Annotated in this window: 16 protein-coding genes; 1 reads left to right on the top strand and 15 read right to left on the bottom strand. The window is 48.3% G+C overall.

The features are described from left to right. Positions 1 to 170 precede the first annotated feature (170 nt). The 9 genes from AC1S52_RS12035 to AC1S52_RS11995 form a co-directional block, all read right to left on the bottom strand. Complete coding sequence (locus tag AC1S52_RS12035) at positions 171 to 1,031, bottom strand: metal ABC transporter permease (RefSeq protein WP_482029248.1); 861 nt, start codon at positions 1,029 to 1,031, stop codon at positions 171 to 173. A gap of 462 nt (positions 1,032 to 1,493) precedes the next feature. Next, positions 1,494 to 2,240 (bottom strand): DUF3887 domain-containing protein, encoded by a 747-nt coding sequence (locus AC1S52_RS12030; protein WP_482029247.1) that lies wholly within the window; start codon positions 2,238 to 2,240, stop codon positions 1,494 to 1,496. Positions 2,241 to 2,415: 175 nt separating this feature from the next. Further along, complete coding sequence (locus AC1S52_RS12025; RefSeq protein WP_482029246.1) at positions 2,416 to 3,195, bottom strand: peptidoglycan-binding protein; 780 nt, start codon at positions 3,193 to 3,195, stop codon at positions 2,416 to 2,418. Positions 3,196 to 3,629: 434 nt separating this feature from the next. Next, the gene (locus AC1S52_RS12020; RefSeq protein WP_482029245.1) at positions 3,630 to 4,373 is read right to left on the bottom strand and encodes a hypothetical protein; all 744 of its coding nucleotides are present in this window, start codon (positions 4,371 to 4,373) and stop codon (positions 3,630 to 3,632) included. Between the two features lie 698 nt (positions 4,374 to 5,071). Next, positions 5,072 to 6,304: a cyclophane-forming radical SAM/SPASM peptide maturase GrrM/OscB gene (gene grrM, locus AC1S52_RS12015; protein WP_482029244.1), complete on the bottom strand. Its 1,233-nt coding sequence runs from the start codon at positions 6,302 to 6,304 to the stop codon at positions 5,072 to 5,074. 65 nt (positions 6,305 to 6,369) lie between these two features. Then, the gene (grrA, locus tag AC1S52_RS12010; RefSeq protein ID WP_482029243.1) at positions 6,370 to 6,741 is read right to left on the bottom strand and encodes a GrrA/OscA1 family cyclophane-containing rSAM-modified RiPP; all 372 of its coding nucleotides are present in this window, start codon (positions 6,739 to 6,741) and stop codon (positions 6,370 to 6,372) included. Positions 6,742 to 6,932: 191 nt separating this feature from the next. After that, the gene (grrP, locus tag AC1S52_RS12005; protein WP_482029242.1) at positions 6,933 to 7,853 is read right to left on the bottom strand and encodes an extracellular substrate binding-like orphan protein GrrP; all 921 of its coding nucleotides are present in this window, start codon (positions 7,851 to 7,853) and stop codon (positions 6,933 to 6,935) included. A gap of 41 nt (positions 7,854 to 7,894) precedes the next feature. Continuing rightward, positions 7,895 to 9,592: an alpha/beta hydrolase gene (locus AC1S52_RS12000; RefSeq protein ID WP_482029241.1), complete on the bottom strand. Its 1,698-nt coding sequence runs from the start codon at positions 9,590 to 9,592 to the stop codon at positions 7,895 to 7,897. Between the two features lie 214 nt (positions 9,593 to 9,806). After that, positions 9,807 to 11,345: an outer membrane protein gene (locus AC1S52_RS11995; protein WP_482029240.1), complete on the bottom strand. Its 1,539-nt coding sequence runs from the start codon at positions 11,343 to 11,345 to the stop codon at positions 9,807 to 9,809. A gap of 605 nt (positions 11,346 to 11,950) precedes the next feature. On the opposite strand from AC1S52_RS11995, the gene AC1S52_RS11990 reads away from it, so the two are divergent. Next, complete coding sequence (locus AC1S52_RS11990) at positions 11,951 to 12,163, top strand: hypothetical protein (protein ID WP_482029239.1); 213 nt, start codon at positions 11,951 to 11,953, stop codon at positions 12,161 to 12,163. A gap of 484 nt (positions 12,164 to 12,647) precedes the next feature. Here AC1S52_RS11990 and AC1S52_RS11985 read toward each other — a convergent pair whose 3' ends face one another. The 6 genes from AC1S52_RS11985 to AC1S52_RS11960 all read right to left on the bottom strand — a co-directional run bounded on the left by AC1S52_RS11985 (position 12,648) and on the right by AC1S52_RS11960 (position 16,986). Beyond that, entirely contained in the window at positions 12,648 to 12,962 is a 315-nt protein-coding gene (locus tag AC1S52_RS11985) for a transposase family protein (RefSeq protein WP_482027396.1), read from the bottom strand. After that, positions 12,890 to 13,216, bottom strand: a complete 327-nt coding sequence (locus tag AC1S52_RS11980; protein ID WP_482027397.1) for a helix-turn-helix domain-containing protein — start codon at positions 13,214 to 13,216, stop codon at positions 12,890 to 12,892. The genes AC1S52_RS11985 and AC1S52_RS11980 overlap by 73 nt, the downstream gene beginning before the upstream one ends. Before the next feature lie 169 nt (positions 13,217 to 13,385). Next, on the bottom strand, positions 13,386 to 13,544 hold the full coding sequence (locus AC1S52_RS11975) for a hypothetical protein (RefSeq protein WP_482029238.1): 159 nt from the start codon (positions 13,542 to 13,544) through the stop codon (positions 13,386 to 13,388). 355 nt (positions 13,545 to 13,899) lie between these two features. Then, positions 13,900 to 14,337, bottom strand: a complete 438-nt coding sequence (gene rsfS / locus AC1S52_RS11970; protein WP_482029237.1) for a ribosome silencing factor — start codon at positions 14,335 to 14,337, stop codon at positions 13,900 to 13,902. A gap of 185 nt (positions 14,338 to 14,522) precedes the next feature. Beyond that, a complete protein-coding gene (gene yqeK, locus AC1S52_RS11965) occupies positions 14,523 to 15,236 on the bottom strand; it encodes a bis(5'-nucleosyl)-tetraphosphatase (symmetrical) YqeK (protein ID WP_482029236.1) in 714 nt (237 codons plus the stop codon). 256 nt (positions 15,237 to 15,492) lie between these two features. Next, positions 15,493 to 16,986, bottom strand: coding sequence for a type IV pilus twitching motility protein PilT (locus tag AC1S52_RS11960; RefSeq protein ID WP_482029235.1), 1,494 nt, complete (start codon positions 16,984 to 16,986; stop codon positions 15,493 to 15,495). Positions 16,987 to 17,179 lie beyond the last annotated feature (193 nt).

Here is a 17,179-nt window from a genome sequence, read left to right as displayed (position 1 = left end):
GTTTTTGAATCCAGTGAGGTACATGGATAGTCATAGAACCCTTGAGTCAAACAGATGAGATGTACCTCACCCAGAAAGGAAACGCTACATAGCAGACTGCAAATAATTCATGACCATTTTAGTTGGGCTTGGGTGCAGGTCATGGGTCATTGGTCATTGGTATTTTTACGTTATCTCGTCTCATTTGGATGCATTAGCGGTTGTTTGAAGGGCGATCGCCAAAGCTTAACTCCACTAAAGACCAGTAGAAATAGCCCAAACTGCACCAGCACGATACTGGGACCCGAAGGGAGGTTAAAGATGCCGGAAACGGTCATTCCAGCAATACTGCTGAGTGCCCCCAGCAGCATAGAGAGTGCTAGATAGGGAGAGAACTGGTGACACAACAGCTTTGAGGTTGCTGCTGGAATCACCAGAAAGGCGTTGACCAGCAAAATACCCACGGCTTTAATGGAGACGGCTACGGTCAAGGATAGTAAGACGACAAACAGATAGCGGTGAAATTCCACAGCTATCCCCTGTACCCTGGCGACTGCCTGATTCAGGGTCAACAGAATTTGCTGCCGCAGGGTTGCAAATAGGATGCTCCCACTGACGAAAAGCAGTCCAAAGGTCAACCACAAATCGGTTGTATTCACTGCCAGAATATCCCCAAACAGCACCCCCATCAGGTTTCCCCGATAGCCCTGAATGAAACTGGTGAGAATTACCCCGATCGCCAATGCCCCCGATAGCACGATGTTGAGTACGCTATCGCTCCACAGGTCTGTGTGGTCAATCAGGTACAGAACCGCCACCCCAAACAGGAGGGTAAACGGCAGCAACATCCAGGTTGGGTTCAGTTGCAATAACACTCCCATTGCAATTCCAACCAGTGCCGCATGACCCACCGCATGGCTGAAAAAGGACAACTGCCGGAGAGTGACAAAACTCCCCAGCAAGCCACACAGAAGTCCCATCAGGACTCCCGCAGCGATCGCCCGCTGCATAAAGGGAAACTGGAGAAGAGAAAGGAAATCCGCAGTCTGCATTGGATGGAAAGGGAGAATGATACATAGTCTAACCAAGTGTAATTTTTTTACTGGGGTATGGGAAGGCAAATTATCTACAGCTAATGCATTTACGGTTGCCTCAACCTTTTGGCACTGCGGGAAGCAAGCTATGCAAATTCAGTGATGCGGACAATAATTTCCAGCGAAATGTTTTCCTGAAGCATCTTTAGAGCCAGCATTCATAGGCTATTTCCAGCGATTCTCAGATGAATAAGCCAGAGTGAGCGAACCAACCAAGCACATCATCATCGGAAATAGATTCGTTGATAATCTTGGTTAAAGCTTGATCGAGTGCTTCCTGCGTTCAAGCCTTCGCTGAGCGCAACAGTGGCTTGAGTTTTGACCACCATAATAGGCGGCGAGAATTCGTTGCCGTAAATCCACAGACAGAGGGGCAGGCATGAGCGGCTATTTCCTACCTTGTGCGAGTAGGGCACTGGGCTAAGGTTGCTTTTTGGGTAAATTCACGCCCACGATTTGCGATAGAGGATCAAAGACAATGATGAAGTTTCCTGTGTACTTCTCAAACTCAAGGTTCACAATCACAGCATCGGTTCCTGATGAGCCTCTGACCACACGGGAACCCGCCAGTCGCTTAAATCCTCCCATGGTTGCCACGATTGCTTGCCATCGCTGCTTGAGTACTTCTGGCGTGAAGGTTTCTTTCAAGTTACGAGCCAGGTACGATCTAGCCGTCCCGTAGTTCCCGTTGCTGAGTGCGCCTACAAACTGCTCTGCATTGGTTTGAATGTTGCCTAACCAAAGGAAATTGACCGCTGTGATTTGCTGGTTAGGATTCAGGATAAGTAAAAAATCTTCTGTTGAGTTCTTAAACTTGATGGTGGCTATGACTGAATAGCCGCCAATGATTTCTCCAGGATTGATTGCCAGAACTTGGACAAAAGGACCTGTAATCTTGAGTAGTTTTTCCCATTGTTGTTGCAGTTGCGATGCTGTCCAACTATTACGCAAGCCTGGAGCCGCATACTGCCGGGACTGTTCAAATTTTTGTTCTACGAGAGATGTGAAAAACTGCTGAGTGACCGTTTGAGCACTTTTAATCTGAGCAGAAGTCTCTCCCGGTTCAAAAACTTGTGCGATCGCCGAATGTTGTAATGGAACCGCGATCGCTCCTGTGACCAATAACGGAACCAACAGTAATGAAAAAGTGCGGGGTTTGGATGGCATAGAGTGCAAGAGGAAGAGGTTATTTAAATTAAAAAATTGGAGTAATAGGAGAACCGAAACGTAGTATTTGAGCTTTTGTGCAACGATCTCAAGCTCAAGATTTGTCTGCCCAAATACTACGTCTCTACACTTAAAACTGAGATATGGCTGAACTCACAGTGGATCAGTATCCGGGTTAATAGTAACCGTAGCCATAGCCACCGCCACAGCCGCCATAGTAGCCAGTGGGTCGGTAGTAGCCGCCACCATAACCACCGTAGTAACGAGTGGATCGGTAGCCACCATAGCCACCGCCATAGCCACCATAGTAGCGAGTGGATCGGTAGCCACCATAGCCACCACCATAGCCACCGTAGTAGCCTACAGGGTAGTAACCCCCGGTAGTGTAATCAGCCGCAACCCAACCGCCACTGGCTAGGGGTGTCCAGGCATAACCATCGTTGTAGGCAACAACTTCGTAGTTTTGGTAAAGGTAGGCTCCATCTGGTGCAGCCCCAATTCTCCAGTAGCCAAGTCCCGGACCACTGCGGATGTTTAAACCAGAACCGTAGTAAGTATCGACATAACCAATGGGGCGATACTGCTCATCCAAACCCAGAGCCTTAGCCGTTTCCTTACCTACGATCCCATCAATTTCTTTTAAACCCTGGCGGATCTGAAAATCGGTAACGGCAATTTCAGTTTTCGATTCGTACTTTCCATTCACAGGAATTCCCAGGGCTTTCTGAACCGCTTGCACTTCTGCTCCTGTGCTGCCAGGACTAAGCAGTGGCGTTGCAGCCATTCCCTTTTCAGCAGACCCACCCAAAACAGATGCCGCCACAACCGCACTGGCAATTCCCATGATAGCCGTACTCGCAATTCTCGTATCCAGATTCTCAAGCACTTTTAGCTGGGGATCGGGATTGGGATCTTCATAGTTAACGCAAATGTAAATGTAGGCTAATGTTTCCATAGGTTTCCTCGAATGATGACCTCGATTGTCTTACATAAATCTGTTTTGCAAAACTGTGATTGCTAGATATTACCTCTTTGGGTATTGCAGTGATTGGCTATATAGACACACCCTTTGTAAGCTACTCCACTCTCCCAAAGCCTTTCCCTGTTGGGAAAACTCTCTCACAATCCAGACTTTCACAATTTAGATAGGATTGCTGGGTGTCTTCTCAAACTTCTGCTGATAATACTCAAGGAAAACCTGATTTTCTTGTCATCTTGCGCCAGAAGCAAGCTCTATACCCCGATTCAGAGGGTTTCCAAATGCGATAACTCCAGAGTCCAGGATGTTCGCCCATGGAGGTTCTGTATAGTGGCGCAAATGATGAGTATAGCGATGATGGCGAAAGGTTAGCGGAGGTCAGGTTTATCCTGACCACTGAGTCAAACGGATCATTGAGCCAAAAATTGGAATGAATTGAGAAATGTGGTTGCAGACTGGCTCACAGCGTTGCCTTTGTGTTTTGCCGCAATCAAATAGAGGCGCTGGTTCGCCAGATAGTATCGGACTGTGATAATTTCTCCAGAACCACTGAACGTTAAGCTCCGACCAGGATAGGATGCCAGGGAAATCGATTGCTCACCATTGAGGGTATAGGATGTGCGTGATTTGAGCCGATTCTGAATAGCCATCAATACCGTATCTGGTGATTGCGCCATCACACTTTGAGGCAGGTCTGTATAGGCAACAACGGTGCGATCGCCACCGGAATTAGAGGCGAGCACTTTAAATTGAAGTTTGCCGACCGTCGTGTCTAACTCTTTCGTTTCTTCAGAGAGCGTTCCGGGTGACATCCAAATCGAGAAATTGCCTGCCTTAGAAATGATGGGCTGCCAGGAACCACCTGATGGACTCACAGTCACTACGGGGCTGGGGGGTTGCTGTTGCATGCGGAGGATTTCTTGCTCCAGTTTTCGCTGCCCGATGTCAAAAAAGTCCATTTGAGGGCGGAGTACTCCCTGTGCCAGGATGCTGCTAGCAGGAGAAGATGCCCCGAAGGTTCCGTGGTTACAGGGTTCGGTTAAGCAGAGTGACATGGTTGCGATCGCCCGACTCTGTGCACTGCCTGCCGTCGTCATGGTCGTTCCAACCAGCAGCACTGTTAACAATTGGCGATAGGGAAAATGATCCATCATGACAAAACTCCTGGGATACCTAACCGAGGGGACTATTTAACAATAGCCTGGACATTTTTGCGTCGAACCGCCCTCATCCCCCAACCCCTTCTCCCAAAAAAGGAGAAGGGGAGCCGGATTGAAGTCCCTCTCCCGTTTTGGGCTACCGTATATACGTAAGTCCCCAAAGTTAAATCGACAGGCGATCGCAGCGTTGACGGTGGGTAGCAGAATCCTGCTTGGGGGGCAGCCCCCCAAACCCCCCGTTGCAGGGGACGGTTGCGTCCCCCGCACCCCCTCCAAAACGATGTAATCCCGGCGTGAATGGCAACCTTCATCCCATGGGGTCTTCAAGCAAGGGCATACGGGTGGCAAGGGGAGCGGTTGTCTTTAAGTTTGAGGCATTTTTGACCGATTCTCGTCGCGCTAGATTTGAAGCCCCAACGCTAGACCCTTGCGGGGGGTTTGGGGGAGTTAGGACCCCAAAAGGCGGGGGACTAGGGGGAAGTCCCCCGGAGCCAGTTTCAAACGAAGCCGAGATCTGTATACACCGTAGCCCTAGGGAGAGGGATGAGGGTGAGGGGCAAATTGACGGCGTGGCAAGGGTTTTCAGCATTTTCACAAAAGCTGTCCGAAGTATTGATTTAACTGACTCCGACTGTCTTCTACCGCTGAGTAGGAAACAGTCGGAGTGGCATCAGACGGTGCAGGTTGACTGGTCAAGGGCAGTTGTTTCCATGCGGCATTAGTCCCATTGAGCGTTCTAAGCCTTCCAATACCACGTCTGCCATGAGCTTGATGCGATAACGGCAAGCCCATGTTTCTGCCGAGTTAAATGTACCGTTTTCCCAATATTTGTTACTTCCCGCTCCACCTCCACACAATCCAAAGTACTCACAGGTTTGACGACATAACTCGACTCCCCCGGTCATGTCCTGGTGCATCTGCTGAAACTTTTCGGTGTGACAGACTGATTCAAAAGTGTCTTTCAGAACATTTCCCAGAACGAACTTTCCATAGCGATCGGTTTCCACTGACAGCAACTCTGGATCAAAGGTGGCAAAATTTCCTTGATGGTCAATGTTGACAATCACAAATGGGTGGTTCAGGTCGGTGTGTTCCAGTCGAGTATCGGCATAGATCAGACTGCAAATTGATTCAAATTCCCGTAGTTTAAATTCCCCATTGGTTTGTGCCACCAGTTCCCAAAACCGTTGCATAAATGCACGATAGCGTGTTGCTATACCCGATTGATCCAGGGATGAAGTGGTATTCACACCTTCGGTTTCTTCCATGTTGAACCCGACATTGGTAATGCCGTTAGCGTTGAAAAAGTGGAAGATTTCATCGGGGTAGTCGAGAGAGTCTTCGGTCAGCACGGCGATCGCGTTACATTCAAAGCCGTTCTTTTGCAGATGGGCGATGCCTCGCATGGTTGCGGCATGAGTTCCCAGCCCTTTGCGGGTTTTGCGATGGGCATCATGCAGAAAGGCTGGACCATCAATACTGACACCCACATGGACATTGTATTGCTTAAACAGATCACACCAGGCTTGATTAATCAGTGTGCCGTTGGTCTGAATAGACTGCCTGAGTTTGTAAGGTGTTGAATTGTATTGGCGATCGATAGCCTCAATTCGTTCAAAAACCGCTTCATAAAACGAGATTGGAACTGCAAGAGGTTCACCCGCATGCCAGCAAACTGTCGCATCTTGCCGGAAAAACTGACTGGTAAAGATAGTTTTGAAAATTGGTTCTACTAAGTCCAGGGAAAGTTGCCGTCGGATCTGGCGATCGGGCAGATAGCAGTAATCACAGTCCAGGTTGCAGAAGGGGGTGGGTTGAATCACAATTAGATTGATTGGTCCAAAGGTAGGAAGATCCTTAACCTCTGTCCTGTGTTTCAAGGGATCTTTTACCTGTATGACAGGTTCTGCATTAGAAATCGTCATAATTGATGCTCAGGAAATATCACATGATTTGAAACAGACAACAGCCACCCCATTTGCAACGGAACTCATCGGTAGTTTAAAAACCCGCCCCCATTGACCCAGCCCCCGTTAACCCAGGGACGTGCATTCACAAATCCGCCCCCCCCCCCCCCGTTGACAAATCCGCCGCCGCCCACACGATTGGCAAAACCACCCCCACCTCCATTTCCCCAAGCTCCTCTGGCAATTAACACTTCTATCGGTAGGGATGCCTCCTTGGAAAGATTGTTTTCTCGTTCCCGAATTGCCGCTGTTAGACGGGCTAAACGGGTTTCAATCTGGTGAGGCTGATCGGTTGGGGCATCCGGTTGGTTGGTTGCAGCCGTTGCGCCTGGGATCTGGAGGGCAGAGAGGGCTAAGAAAAAGCCAACTAAACCTGTGCGTGTAGTGATATTCAAAGGTCTTGCTCCTGTAATTCAAATGAAATTCTGAAGTGTTTGGATAGGTAAAAGACGCACCTTTACTAAAATTCGGTCATCCCTCATCCCACAATGCAAACATAGCTATTTGGGCGTGGCTGATTTTGGGTATGAATTGAGAGTTATATAAATTGAAGACTTTCAATTCATACTGCTGTTCAGCACCACCGCTATTTAGGTTGTTTTTGTGCCTGAGGGGTGTTTGTCAATGGAATCTGCTCACGGCTGATGATCACCGACTCAAAATAGGCACGAATGATGACTTCTGGAAGCTCTACCAGTCCCTCTGGTCCAAACCATTGGTTCACTATGTTGACGTATTTTTGGTCCCCAATGAGATAGCCCTGCATCATTTTGGCGATCGCCCGGTTGACTGAATTCAATAGCATTGAGTTGTTTTCTGGCACCATGCAGCCAATTCCATAGCGAGCATAGGGCTGCACGGGTACTAACGTATAGGCTTCAGGATTGAATTTCAAGCTTGTTCCCGCCAGGATAACGGTATCGGCTGCGATCGCATCAATTTTGTCATTTTTGAGGGCTACAACCCCTTCCTCTGACCCTTTTAAGGGCACCAGAACCGCTTTGGGTTGGATCACTTTCATCGTAACTTCGCCCATTGAGTTAGGTACTACTCCCACCCGTTTACCCGATAGCGACTCTGGTGTGCCGGTTAAGTTACTGTTGTTTTTGGTCAGTAGCCGAATGCCCGATAAGCTGTAAGGGATTGAGAAGTCAACGAAATCTTCTCGTTGCCAGGTAAATTGGGTAGTGCAGCTAATGTCAATGTCTCCCTTAATGACTTGCTGAATGAGTTCATTGGGATCATTAATCACTTTATACTCAATAGCGATTGGACGATTGAGCTTGCGCTGGAGTTCCTGCCGAATCAGTTCAATCACATCAGCCGATAACCCTACCAGTTGCTCTTTATCATTGACGTAGGCATAGGGGATGATGTCTGCCCGTGTGCCAAAGGTCAGAACGCCTGTTCGGGCAACTTTATCAAATACAGTTTCTGCTTTGGCGTTCTGGGGCAAAGAAAGTGCCATCAACAACCCCAGAGCGGCAATGGATAATTTTTTAAGCATCTGCGTTCCTCATCTCTTTTATACAACTCGGATATTTCTCATTACTGGTTGGCTCTAAACTCAGCGATCGCCCGATTGAAAGATTCCTCGGACTTATTGCTGATCAGAAACAGTTTGAACTTCTGATCCCGGCTCAAATACGCCCCATAGGACGATTGCATATAGGGACGGTAGGTTTCATTCCCAACCAGGTGAGTTTCAAAAAATGCCAGAAACATTGCATTAGCATAGTTCCCAAGCAGATCGGGACTGGCAAGGGACAAACCAGGAATCGAATCCAGCATACGGGTCATCCCTGCATCCAGGTTGGCAAGGTTAATGTGTGCTTGCCCTTCTGCTAAGGCAAGGTACTTGGTCGGTGATGACAGTGCCGGAAACGACCGGGCTTGCTCAAAGACAACAGGTGCTGCCGGGTCATCGCTACCCCCAACGATGATCACTGGAATTTGGATTTGAGCCAGTCCCTTCGGTCCAAAAATGCTGTAATTAACTGGATTGGCAGCAACCACAGCCTTGACTCGTTCATCCCGAAAATCATAAGCTTGGCGGGGCAATTCCAATGCCCGACATTCCAACAGTTGGGAAACATCCTGATAGGCAAACGGGCGATCGCATTCTTGCTGAAGATGCTCAAAATCGATGGTCGCACCTGCAACGGCTAACACCCCATACCCACCAAAGGAATGTCCGACAACCCCTACCGATTGAAGATCTAACATTCCACCAAACTCCGCCTGATTTCGCCGCTCCAACTCATCAATTGTGTAGCTGATATCTCGTGGGCGATTCACAAACTCACTGGTCAGAAAGTAGGAGCCAGACAAGCCGCTCCTAAGCTTCTGTACCTGTTCAATGTCACTCCCTGGATGCTGGGGCAGCGCTACCACAAAGCCATAGGATGCCAGATGTTGCGCTCTTGCCACAAAATCTTCCGGTCTGGATCCCAGTCCGTGAGAAATAATAATTACCGGAGTTTTCTCAGCCCTTAACCGCTCAGGCTTGATCACAATGACATAGAGTGGGCGATCGCGACTCGCATCCATCAACGTCCAGCGTTGTTGCTTAGTGCTAAACGAACCTGGTTTGCGCAAATCAGGCATGGCGGAAAAATCCGTATTCGTTTCTGCTGCTTCCTGAGCAGAAATTTGACCCATTTTGCCAACAAAAAATTCGGTTGCTTTGATGATCCCTTCCAAATGCTCAAATGCTTTTAGAGACAACCCCACATCAATATTGAGATTGGTTGGATACTTTTCCAAAAAATTGAGCAGCGTCAACCCTTGAGAATCCAATGCTGACAAAACCAAAGCAGAGCGCAGGGCATGCATTCCGTTCCCCTGGTTGGGTATCTGAAGATATAATCCAAAGCGATTCAGGATTTCTTCACCCAGTTCGCTATAAAAGAACCGGGATAGAAGAATTGGATTGATGTCTATCCGCTTTGTTAAGGCTTCCCGGAATTTTTGCTTGGTTTCTCCATTGGCTTTAGCCAGTTTGAAATAAAAACTTAGATCGGGTGCAACCGTACCATCTTTTGCAAAGGTTCTGAGTGAATTAACCTGTAATGACTCCACCAATGGACCGTAGAGAAAAGTAACTTTCTCCGCCGCTCTTACTGGCATCGCAGTCAGCAAAGCCGTTAAGAGTCCTAAGGTTACCAATTGACCGCGCTTGAGGTGATGACGCAGTTGTAATGAAGCAAGATGATTAGGCAATGGCTTCAACAGGGCTATTTTCATGTCTACTTGAATTGGATAAATGAGTCAAAAACCTAGATTGTGGATTAAATTAATTGGAGAGTTCATCCAGGCATCTTACAGCGATTTTCATTTGGTTAAGCCACACGATGTACTCCCCGTCTTTTCTGTGGTCTACGCATCTGAAGACTGCTGTAAGTTGCCCGATCCACAATTCTTAGTCTGCTGGATGCTTTTAGCCGTCACCTGGCACGCTCTAAAAGCGGAACGTGAACGTTAGATAGGGTCCATTGTTATAGACGTTCACATTAAAATCACCCGATTTGTAGCCGGTGTAAGCAAAGCGATAACCCAACCCAACGGAGGTATTGCCGGAAAACATCCAGTCCAGTCCAGCCAAGGCTTGCCAGGTCAGTCCTAAGGAACCAATGTTGAAGCCAGTCACCGATCCGGCAATCACCCCAGCCAGATAAGGCGAGAAGTTATACCGAAAGCGAGTTCCCAGCAGTGGTTGTGCAGTTGTAATGCTGCTGCTGAAATCTCCCTCCCCACCCAGGTTGGTTGTTACATTCAGATCCGCACTGACGCCAGCAATCCGAACTCCACCAATGATGTCGAGTACGTAGGGTCCCAAATCAAATTCGGTCGCCACTCCCTTGGGATTGACCTGAGATTGGTTATAGAAACGATAGGAACCTGCCAGATCAACATTCCAGATTTGGATCGTGACATCTGACTTAAATGAAGATGGAATAATCGTTTCAAGCTTTGCACCCAGACGAGCCTCAATCTGGTCTTTAATGGTGCCATCCAGTCTCCCTGCAAGAAAGTCAGCAATCTGTTGCCTGAGAGTGTCATCAACCCGCCCCTGAATGCGATTGGCAACACGGTTAATGGCAAGATTGAGCAGGCGATTGGGATTCGGTCGGGTAAAGCTATTTTGTTGTCTTAGCTTCAGGTAATCCCCATTTAGCAAAAACCCCCAATGGTAGTCGGGTGTCCAGCCTTCCACTCGACCGAAGAAACCGAACTGAAAGGTATCGAAAAAATTAGAGTAGATGCTGCTGGGTCCAGCGTTGAAATCTGCCCTATACCCTCTAACGGTTGCATTTCCATAGATACTCAGGGGGGCAATAACGTAGGGTTGAAACAGGAAATGCCACTTGTTTGCCTGCGTAGTGGCTTGAGGCTCCTCTGTAGTGACGGGAGATTCTGTGGGTGTCCCAGGGGTGCTGGGGGCTGTTAAGGCAGGGTAGCTTGGCACGGGTGGACCCGAAACTCCGCTGGCGGCAGGGCGAACCTGGGCAAGCTCCAAATCAGTCGAATCGGAACTCCTGAGCTTCTCGTCCGCAGCCCAGGTCGGCATCAGGAAGGTTGATTGTCCTTCTGAATCAGTGGGTATCGTTGAAAGGAGAGAATTAAGGGATTCTCCTGCTTTTGATGTTTCTTCAGTTAATGCTGCGAATTGACTGGTTTGAAGTTCGGATGCCCTCAGGACATCTATAAGAGTTGCGTCAGTCAGGTTTGATGTTTGAGTGGTTAACTCAACGGGGATTAAATCTGATGCAGATGTTGTGAATTGCTCACTCTTCAGGCTTGATGAAGTCGAATCAGTAACGGACTCACGGGTAGAGTCTGGAAGCCCCAAATCAGTTGAAACAGATGCTTCTAAAAGATTCTGCGAACTGGGGGAGGGCATAACTTCTTGCGCGATCGCGGCTGGTACTGCCAATAAAATCGAACCCCAAAATACGGAATTGAATAGCCAGTTTTTTTGAATCAATAAGTTAATCATTTGCTATAGCCTCACACAGTTACAAACTTCTCGATCTACAATCGGCAAGCTCACAGTTTGTTTGTTATGAACCATGCACCATTACAACACTTGTATTAAGCATTACAACACCTGTGCTAAGTCAATGGTTACCATTAAACACCTAAAAATCGCTGTAGTTAGACCCTTCTACTGAGCAAGGATTGATCAAGTAGATGCCCTCATTTCTTTGGGTATTTCTAAATTAACCTATAGCGTTTCCTTTCTGGCTGAGATACATCTCATCTGTTTGACTCAAGGGTTCTATGACTATCCATATACCTCACTGGATTCAAAAACGCTATAAATAAAGTTCCATCATTAAATGGAAGATTGACTAAGGATTGTGAATGATATCACTCCAGAAACTTCATCCTGCCTACGGCACGGGGAGAGTCCAGTTCAATCGAGAATTCGGTGTTATTTAATCCATGTTCCTAAGCATGGCTGTGATCTAAGAGTATCCGTAATCGCGGATGCTCCTTATCTTCAGCAAAATCGGCAGATTTTTCTTGTCATTTTGCGCCAATTGCAGGGACAGATGCTCACAGGTCCGGTGTCATACCGATTTAAACGTATCACTACAGATGACCCCACCGCCTGCGGCACCTCCCCTTGGCAAGGCTACGGTGTATACAGATCTCGGCTTCGTTAGAAACTGGCTCTGGGGGACTTCCCCCCAGTCCCCCAATCTTGGGCAGGGATCTATTGAAAGAAGGAAAAAAGGCGAGGATATCATGGGCAACCCGGTGGATGACTTGAGTAATCGAGTCATCCACCGGGTTGCCAAAACAGATTGACGACGATCATTCGGACAATGGCAAAATTGACCAAGGCATTGCATCACACACCGGCGTGTGGTCTTCTTTGAGCACGACATCTTTAACCCAATGCAACCGATTTTCAATGTGCTAGTGGTGCCCAATCCGCTCGGCAAAACCCGCCGCATCAAGGGTTAAGGAACTGATGTAAAACACTGTTTCGCGAAAGGGTTTATTGCATCGGGTGCCCCATCGTTTGACTTGGAGGATCCGTTGCACCCCGTCCAGTGTGGGGCAATCGCCGCCACCGTATCCAAGACCCTCACCCGTCGTTCAACCGTCCGACCATGACTGCGCTCGAACGAGTCGTGTACACGGTGAGCCGCCTGTTGCTCAAACGGAGTCTTGAGAGATTCCAATAACTTGGGTTGGTTCCCTTTGACCGCAATCAGATAGTCGTTAGACTAAGGCGACAACGTCTTGAAAGGACTGGTCGTAATCGTGCACACTGACTTTGATGCCTTTAGCGTCTGTCGCCATCTGAGCGTGGACTAACTGTCAACTGCCCGAATTCCTCCTGGACCCACGCATTCAAGTCCGCCGCAAAGACGACAAAGTTAACCCGAACCATGATGTGGCGGATGGTCGAGAAACTGGGGAGTCGTTTGGAGGACAACTGGAGGAGTTCTATCAGTTCCGCTTGATGACGACTGACAAACTCAGCCAAAGGACGATAGCCTGAGTCCCCGCTCATGGTTCCCATAATCACCAGCAGCAATACGACCCAAAGGGGATAGTCGGGTTTAGACCGGAAGTCTGGAATCTTTTGAAGTCCCACCGTTTGACCAATCGCTGCACCGATCGCACCGAGATACCTAATTTTTCGGCGGCATCCCTCAGTTTTTCTCCGTAACTGGTGCGATCGCACGGTTCAATCAGAGTTTGGATGACCTCTAACTTGAGTTGAGCCTCGGCAGGAATTTCGCTGATAATAGTGCCGGATTCTGTTGGTTCAGTCGGCTCAGTCTTTTGCAGCAGAGCAGCAGTAGAATCAGTTGGCAATGGGGTACTTTGAGTGGAGGAGTCCAGCATGTAAGTACTCTAGTACTATTTAGTGATAGTAATTTACCACAGCAGCAGGAAAAGCGACATCCAATTTGGCAGAAGGCTTTTTGATGGCTTATCTTTTTTAAACACTTAACTACGCTTCAGGAAACTCTTTCAGAGATTCTGTCCACACAATTGTCTGAACAATACTCAGCTAGAGATAATAGGACTTATCGGCAGCTTCCGCTGATCCCTGTCCCCGCGCTTTCATTCGCTCCTGAATCGTGCTGATCCAACCTTCCCGAAACCCCGTTAATGCTGCTGTTGCTGCCGAAAAGCAAAAAGAAATTAGGGCTTTGGGAATATTATTCATTGCCAGTCAGTAAAGACCGTACCCTCCACTTCCCGTCAGAATGAAAATTGGTAGGGTTCCTTCAGCTTGTCGAATGTGGATTTGTCTGGCTTTGGATGGGCTGCTTCATTACAACAGTTAGCGCAAAGGCAGCGTTTTTCTACGAATGTAAGCGATCGTTCTATGAGAAAGGGGGCGATCGGAGCAAGGGTTTGGTTACTTCCCTAGCTCACTCCCCCCTCTCATACTCTTAGCCAATTTGTCACAAGAACGCTACACAACAGCGCCTCCAAAAAAGGAGGAAAATCGCTGAAGCGACTGTCATATAAGGATTAGAACCCAAGGACAAGAATTTGGCACGCCGACAGTTAAAAAGTCACTGTACAAAAGCTGCCAAATTGAGCCGTTCAGCGTGCCCCCAGAATGCCTCCAGGCTATAAAACTCTCGCTCCTGGGGCAACATGGTGTGAACAATGACATCTCCGTAGTCCAGTAAGATCCAGGTGCCTTCTGACTGACCTTCAATCCGAGTCGGGGGGCGGTGTAACTCTTCTTCAACTTTTTCTTCAATGGAGCGGGCGATCGCCCGCACCTGTACCTTTGAAAATCCCGTCACAATGACAAAATAGTCTGCCAGGGAGGAAACCTCTGTGACCCGTAGAAGGGCAATCTCAGCTCCTTTTCGCTCTTCAGCAGCATTGGCGATCGTCAATGCCAGCCGTAAACTGGGGTCTTGCTGGTCAATGGGCGTATTGCCCCCATTGGCGGTAGTTACGACAGGGGTAGAAGATGATACCTGAGAAGAATTTGGCATGCAGTGTTTAATTCCTTACATATTTAATAAACAGTCATTAATCCAGCATTCGAATGGTTAGGGAATGAAAAAATCGAATCCATTTGGAAAACTCCTCACACAGGAAAAAACCTTATTACCTTATTAAGGGGGGGATCGGGGTAAGGAAATAGGTGGGAGATAGTAAAAATCCTCTTTTTTCTTCTTTAGCCTTCATCTTTTCTCCTTCCTTTATCCTTTCCCTTTGCCATCTCCATTGCCCAGTTACGAGTTAGCACCGCACGGGGGTGGATGAGATGGTGGGATGCTACCAGATGGCGGAGAGAGTAGTCGCAGGTGTGCCAAACTGCCCGGTAAAGGTTTTGACAACTTAACTGTCTCAAATACTCCAACTCTGTGGTGTCTCCTCGCCCAGGTTCCAGGCTATCCGCTAAAAAGACGACACAACAAAGAGAACTCATTCCGGGACACCCCAGAGTATGATTTCGCACGGCTTGAAGGACCGCTTGATCACGGATGCCAAATTCCTCCCTGGCAACGATCGCCCCAACCTCTGCATGGAGCAGATGGGGATTAGCTTCTTCAACCGGGTCTAGCTCCAATTCATTGGCTTTCGCTATTTTTAAAAGCCGCTTGGGTTTAAAGAATTTTGCCAGATCGTGGAGTAGCCCTGCCTGAGCTGCTTTCTTTGCATCTAACTTGTGATGGCGAGCAAGCTTAGATGCCATTTCCTCAACCCTCAGAATGTGTTGAAGACGAGCATCGGGTACGTTCTTACGGAGCCAGTGCAAAACGCGATCGCGCTCCATCTCAGATAAGTCAGTTCGATTGGGAGGCAGACTTTCGGATGAGTAGACCGTCTGCGAGTGCCTGACGTCTTGAGGAAGGTGTGAATGCAGAACACGAAAGGATTCACGCATTCAGGCGGGAACTCCTTGTTTGTGCGACGACAAAATCAGCATCAAGTAGGTGCTCTATAGGAAGTGAAGATTAAGTTATCTTTAGAGCCTATCCAAAACCTTCTGGGGTTGAGATCGGAGCTTTTGACGGTAGCTTTTAAGAGCCGATTCAAAAGCTTTTGGAAGCTGAGATTTAACTTTAGCTCGTAAGGCTTTTGGAATAGGTTTTTATTCTAACTCAGCAAACCCCATTGGTTTTAGTTCTAGGGATAGACTTCTACCGACTAAAATACTCTGATGACATTAAACCAGAACGACTGGAGCGGCGGGTGTGGTTTTTCAGCATGTAATGCAAATCCTCTGGTATCAGTGAAGCCGTGAGAGCATCATTAGCATTAATCACCCCCGCTTCATACAGGTCAAACAAAGCCTGGTTCATCGTCTGACTACCATCACTGCCTTCTTCCATCAGAAGATAAATGTCCTCAGCGTTGCCTTTTTGCAGGTAATCCCGAATAGCATCGGTGTTCAGCATAATTTCAAGGGCGGCAGTCCGCCCTCCCAAAACCGTTGGGACCAGGCTTTGGGCAATCACCGCTCGGAGAGCATCGACAATCTGAATTCGAATCGTGTCCTGTTCTTCGGGAGTGTAGAAGTTGAGCAGGCGTTTGAATGCATTGACTGCCCCCTTTGTGTGCAAAGTGCCCAGCACTAGATGTCCCGTCATTGCGGCACGGATGGCAGTGTCTACGGTTTCGCGATCGCGCATTTCCCCAATTAAAATTACATCCGGATCTTGCCGCAAAGATGCCCTTAGCGCGTCTTTAAACTCCTGGGTATGCAGCCCCACTTCCCGCTGAGTCAGTAAACATCGGTTGGATACATGGACATATTCAATGGGGTCTTCAATCGTGACAATTTTACGGGGTAGGGTATCGTTAAGGTATCGCAGCATGGCTGCCAGAGTCGTTGATTTACCAGAGTTAACGGGACCTGTCACCAGAATCAACCCCTGCTTTTCTTCTGCCAGGTAGCCCAAAATATCGGGCAACCCCAACTCATCCAGGGTTGGCACCTTGAGCGAAATCAATCGCAGAACCATTGACCCGCCCATAATTGACTGAGCGCAATTCACTCGACATCTGACAAGTCCTTCATAGAGAACGGCGGTATCTAATTCTTGCCGTGCTCGAAACTGTTCCAGTTGAACCGGCATCAGAACTTCCGCAAGAAAGTCATCAAACTGGCGAGCTGTGATTCGCCCATAGGAGTCCTGCTGCGCCATCTTGCCCTGAATGCGGAAACGCGGAGGTTCCCCAACTTGGAGGTGAATGTCGGAAGCCCCCTGGGAAAACGCATCTTCAACCAACGCCCGAACCGTTCCCTGACGTTGAATTTCCAGTCCAGGACCATCGATCGCGATTGAGTTTAAGCTCATCGCCTCCGTTCCCTGGGCAGTGGGTCCACAGTTAACCCGACACTGCATGAAACCAGGAATCCGGGCATCGGTATCTAGCTTACGGTGCTCCAGGTAATACTTAAGTTGCTTTGGGTTCAAAACCTCTTGAAGGTACTGGCGGAACTGCTCTGGTGTTAGAGGAGAAATGTGATCCTGGGGCAGCAGTTTGCCATTCAATCGATAGAAGGGAGGTCGTCCGGGCTGAAGATACAGGGCGGTTGCGCCCCGATCATAGGCATCCTGGATAATGAACCGAATCGACGCAGACTCATCAAATGCGGTGTGGTCTTCTGAAACCTTAATGGCGGTCATAGAAAATGGTTTCCAGAGTAACTAGGAACTTGAATCGCGACAGGAAGAGTAAAGACGCTCAATCCACTAATCCACTACATCCGACAGGTGGTTAGCTGGAGGCAGTTCCAGAAACTCGCGCCCAAGTTATGACTATATTAAGCGGCAGAAATCAAACCAGAGCAACTGAATTTACCTCTAACTCGCGTTACAT

The sequence above is a fragment of the Kovacikia sp. CALU 1929 genome, from assembly GCF_056784235.1.
Note: the sequence above shows the minus strand (reverse complement) of the source record. Positions and strands in the feature narration are given on the sequence as shown.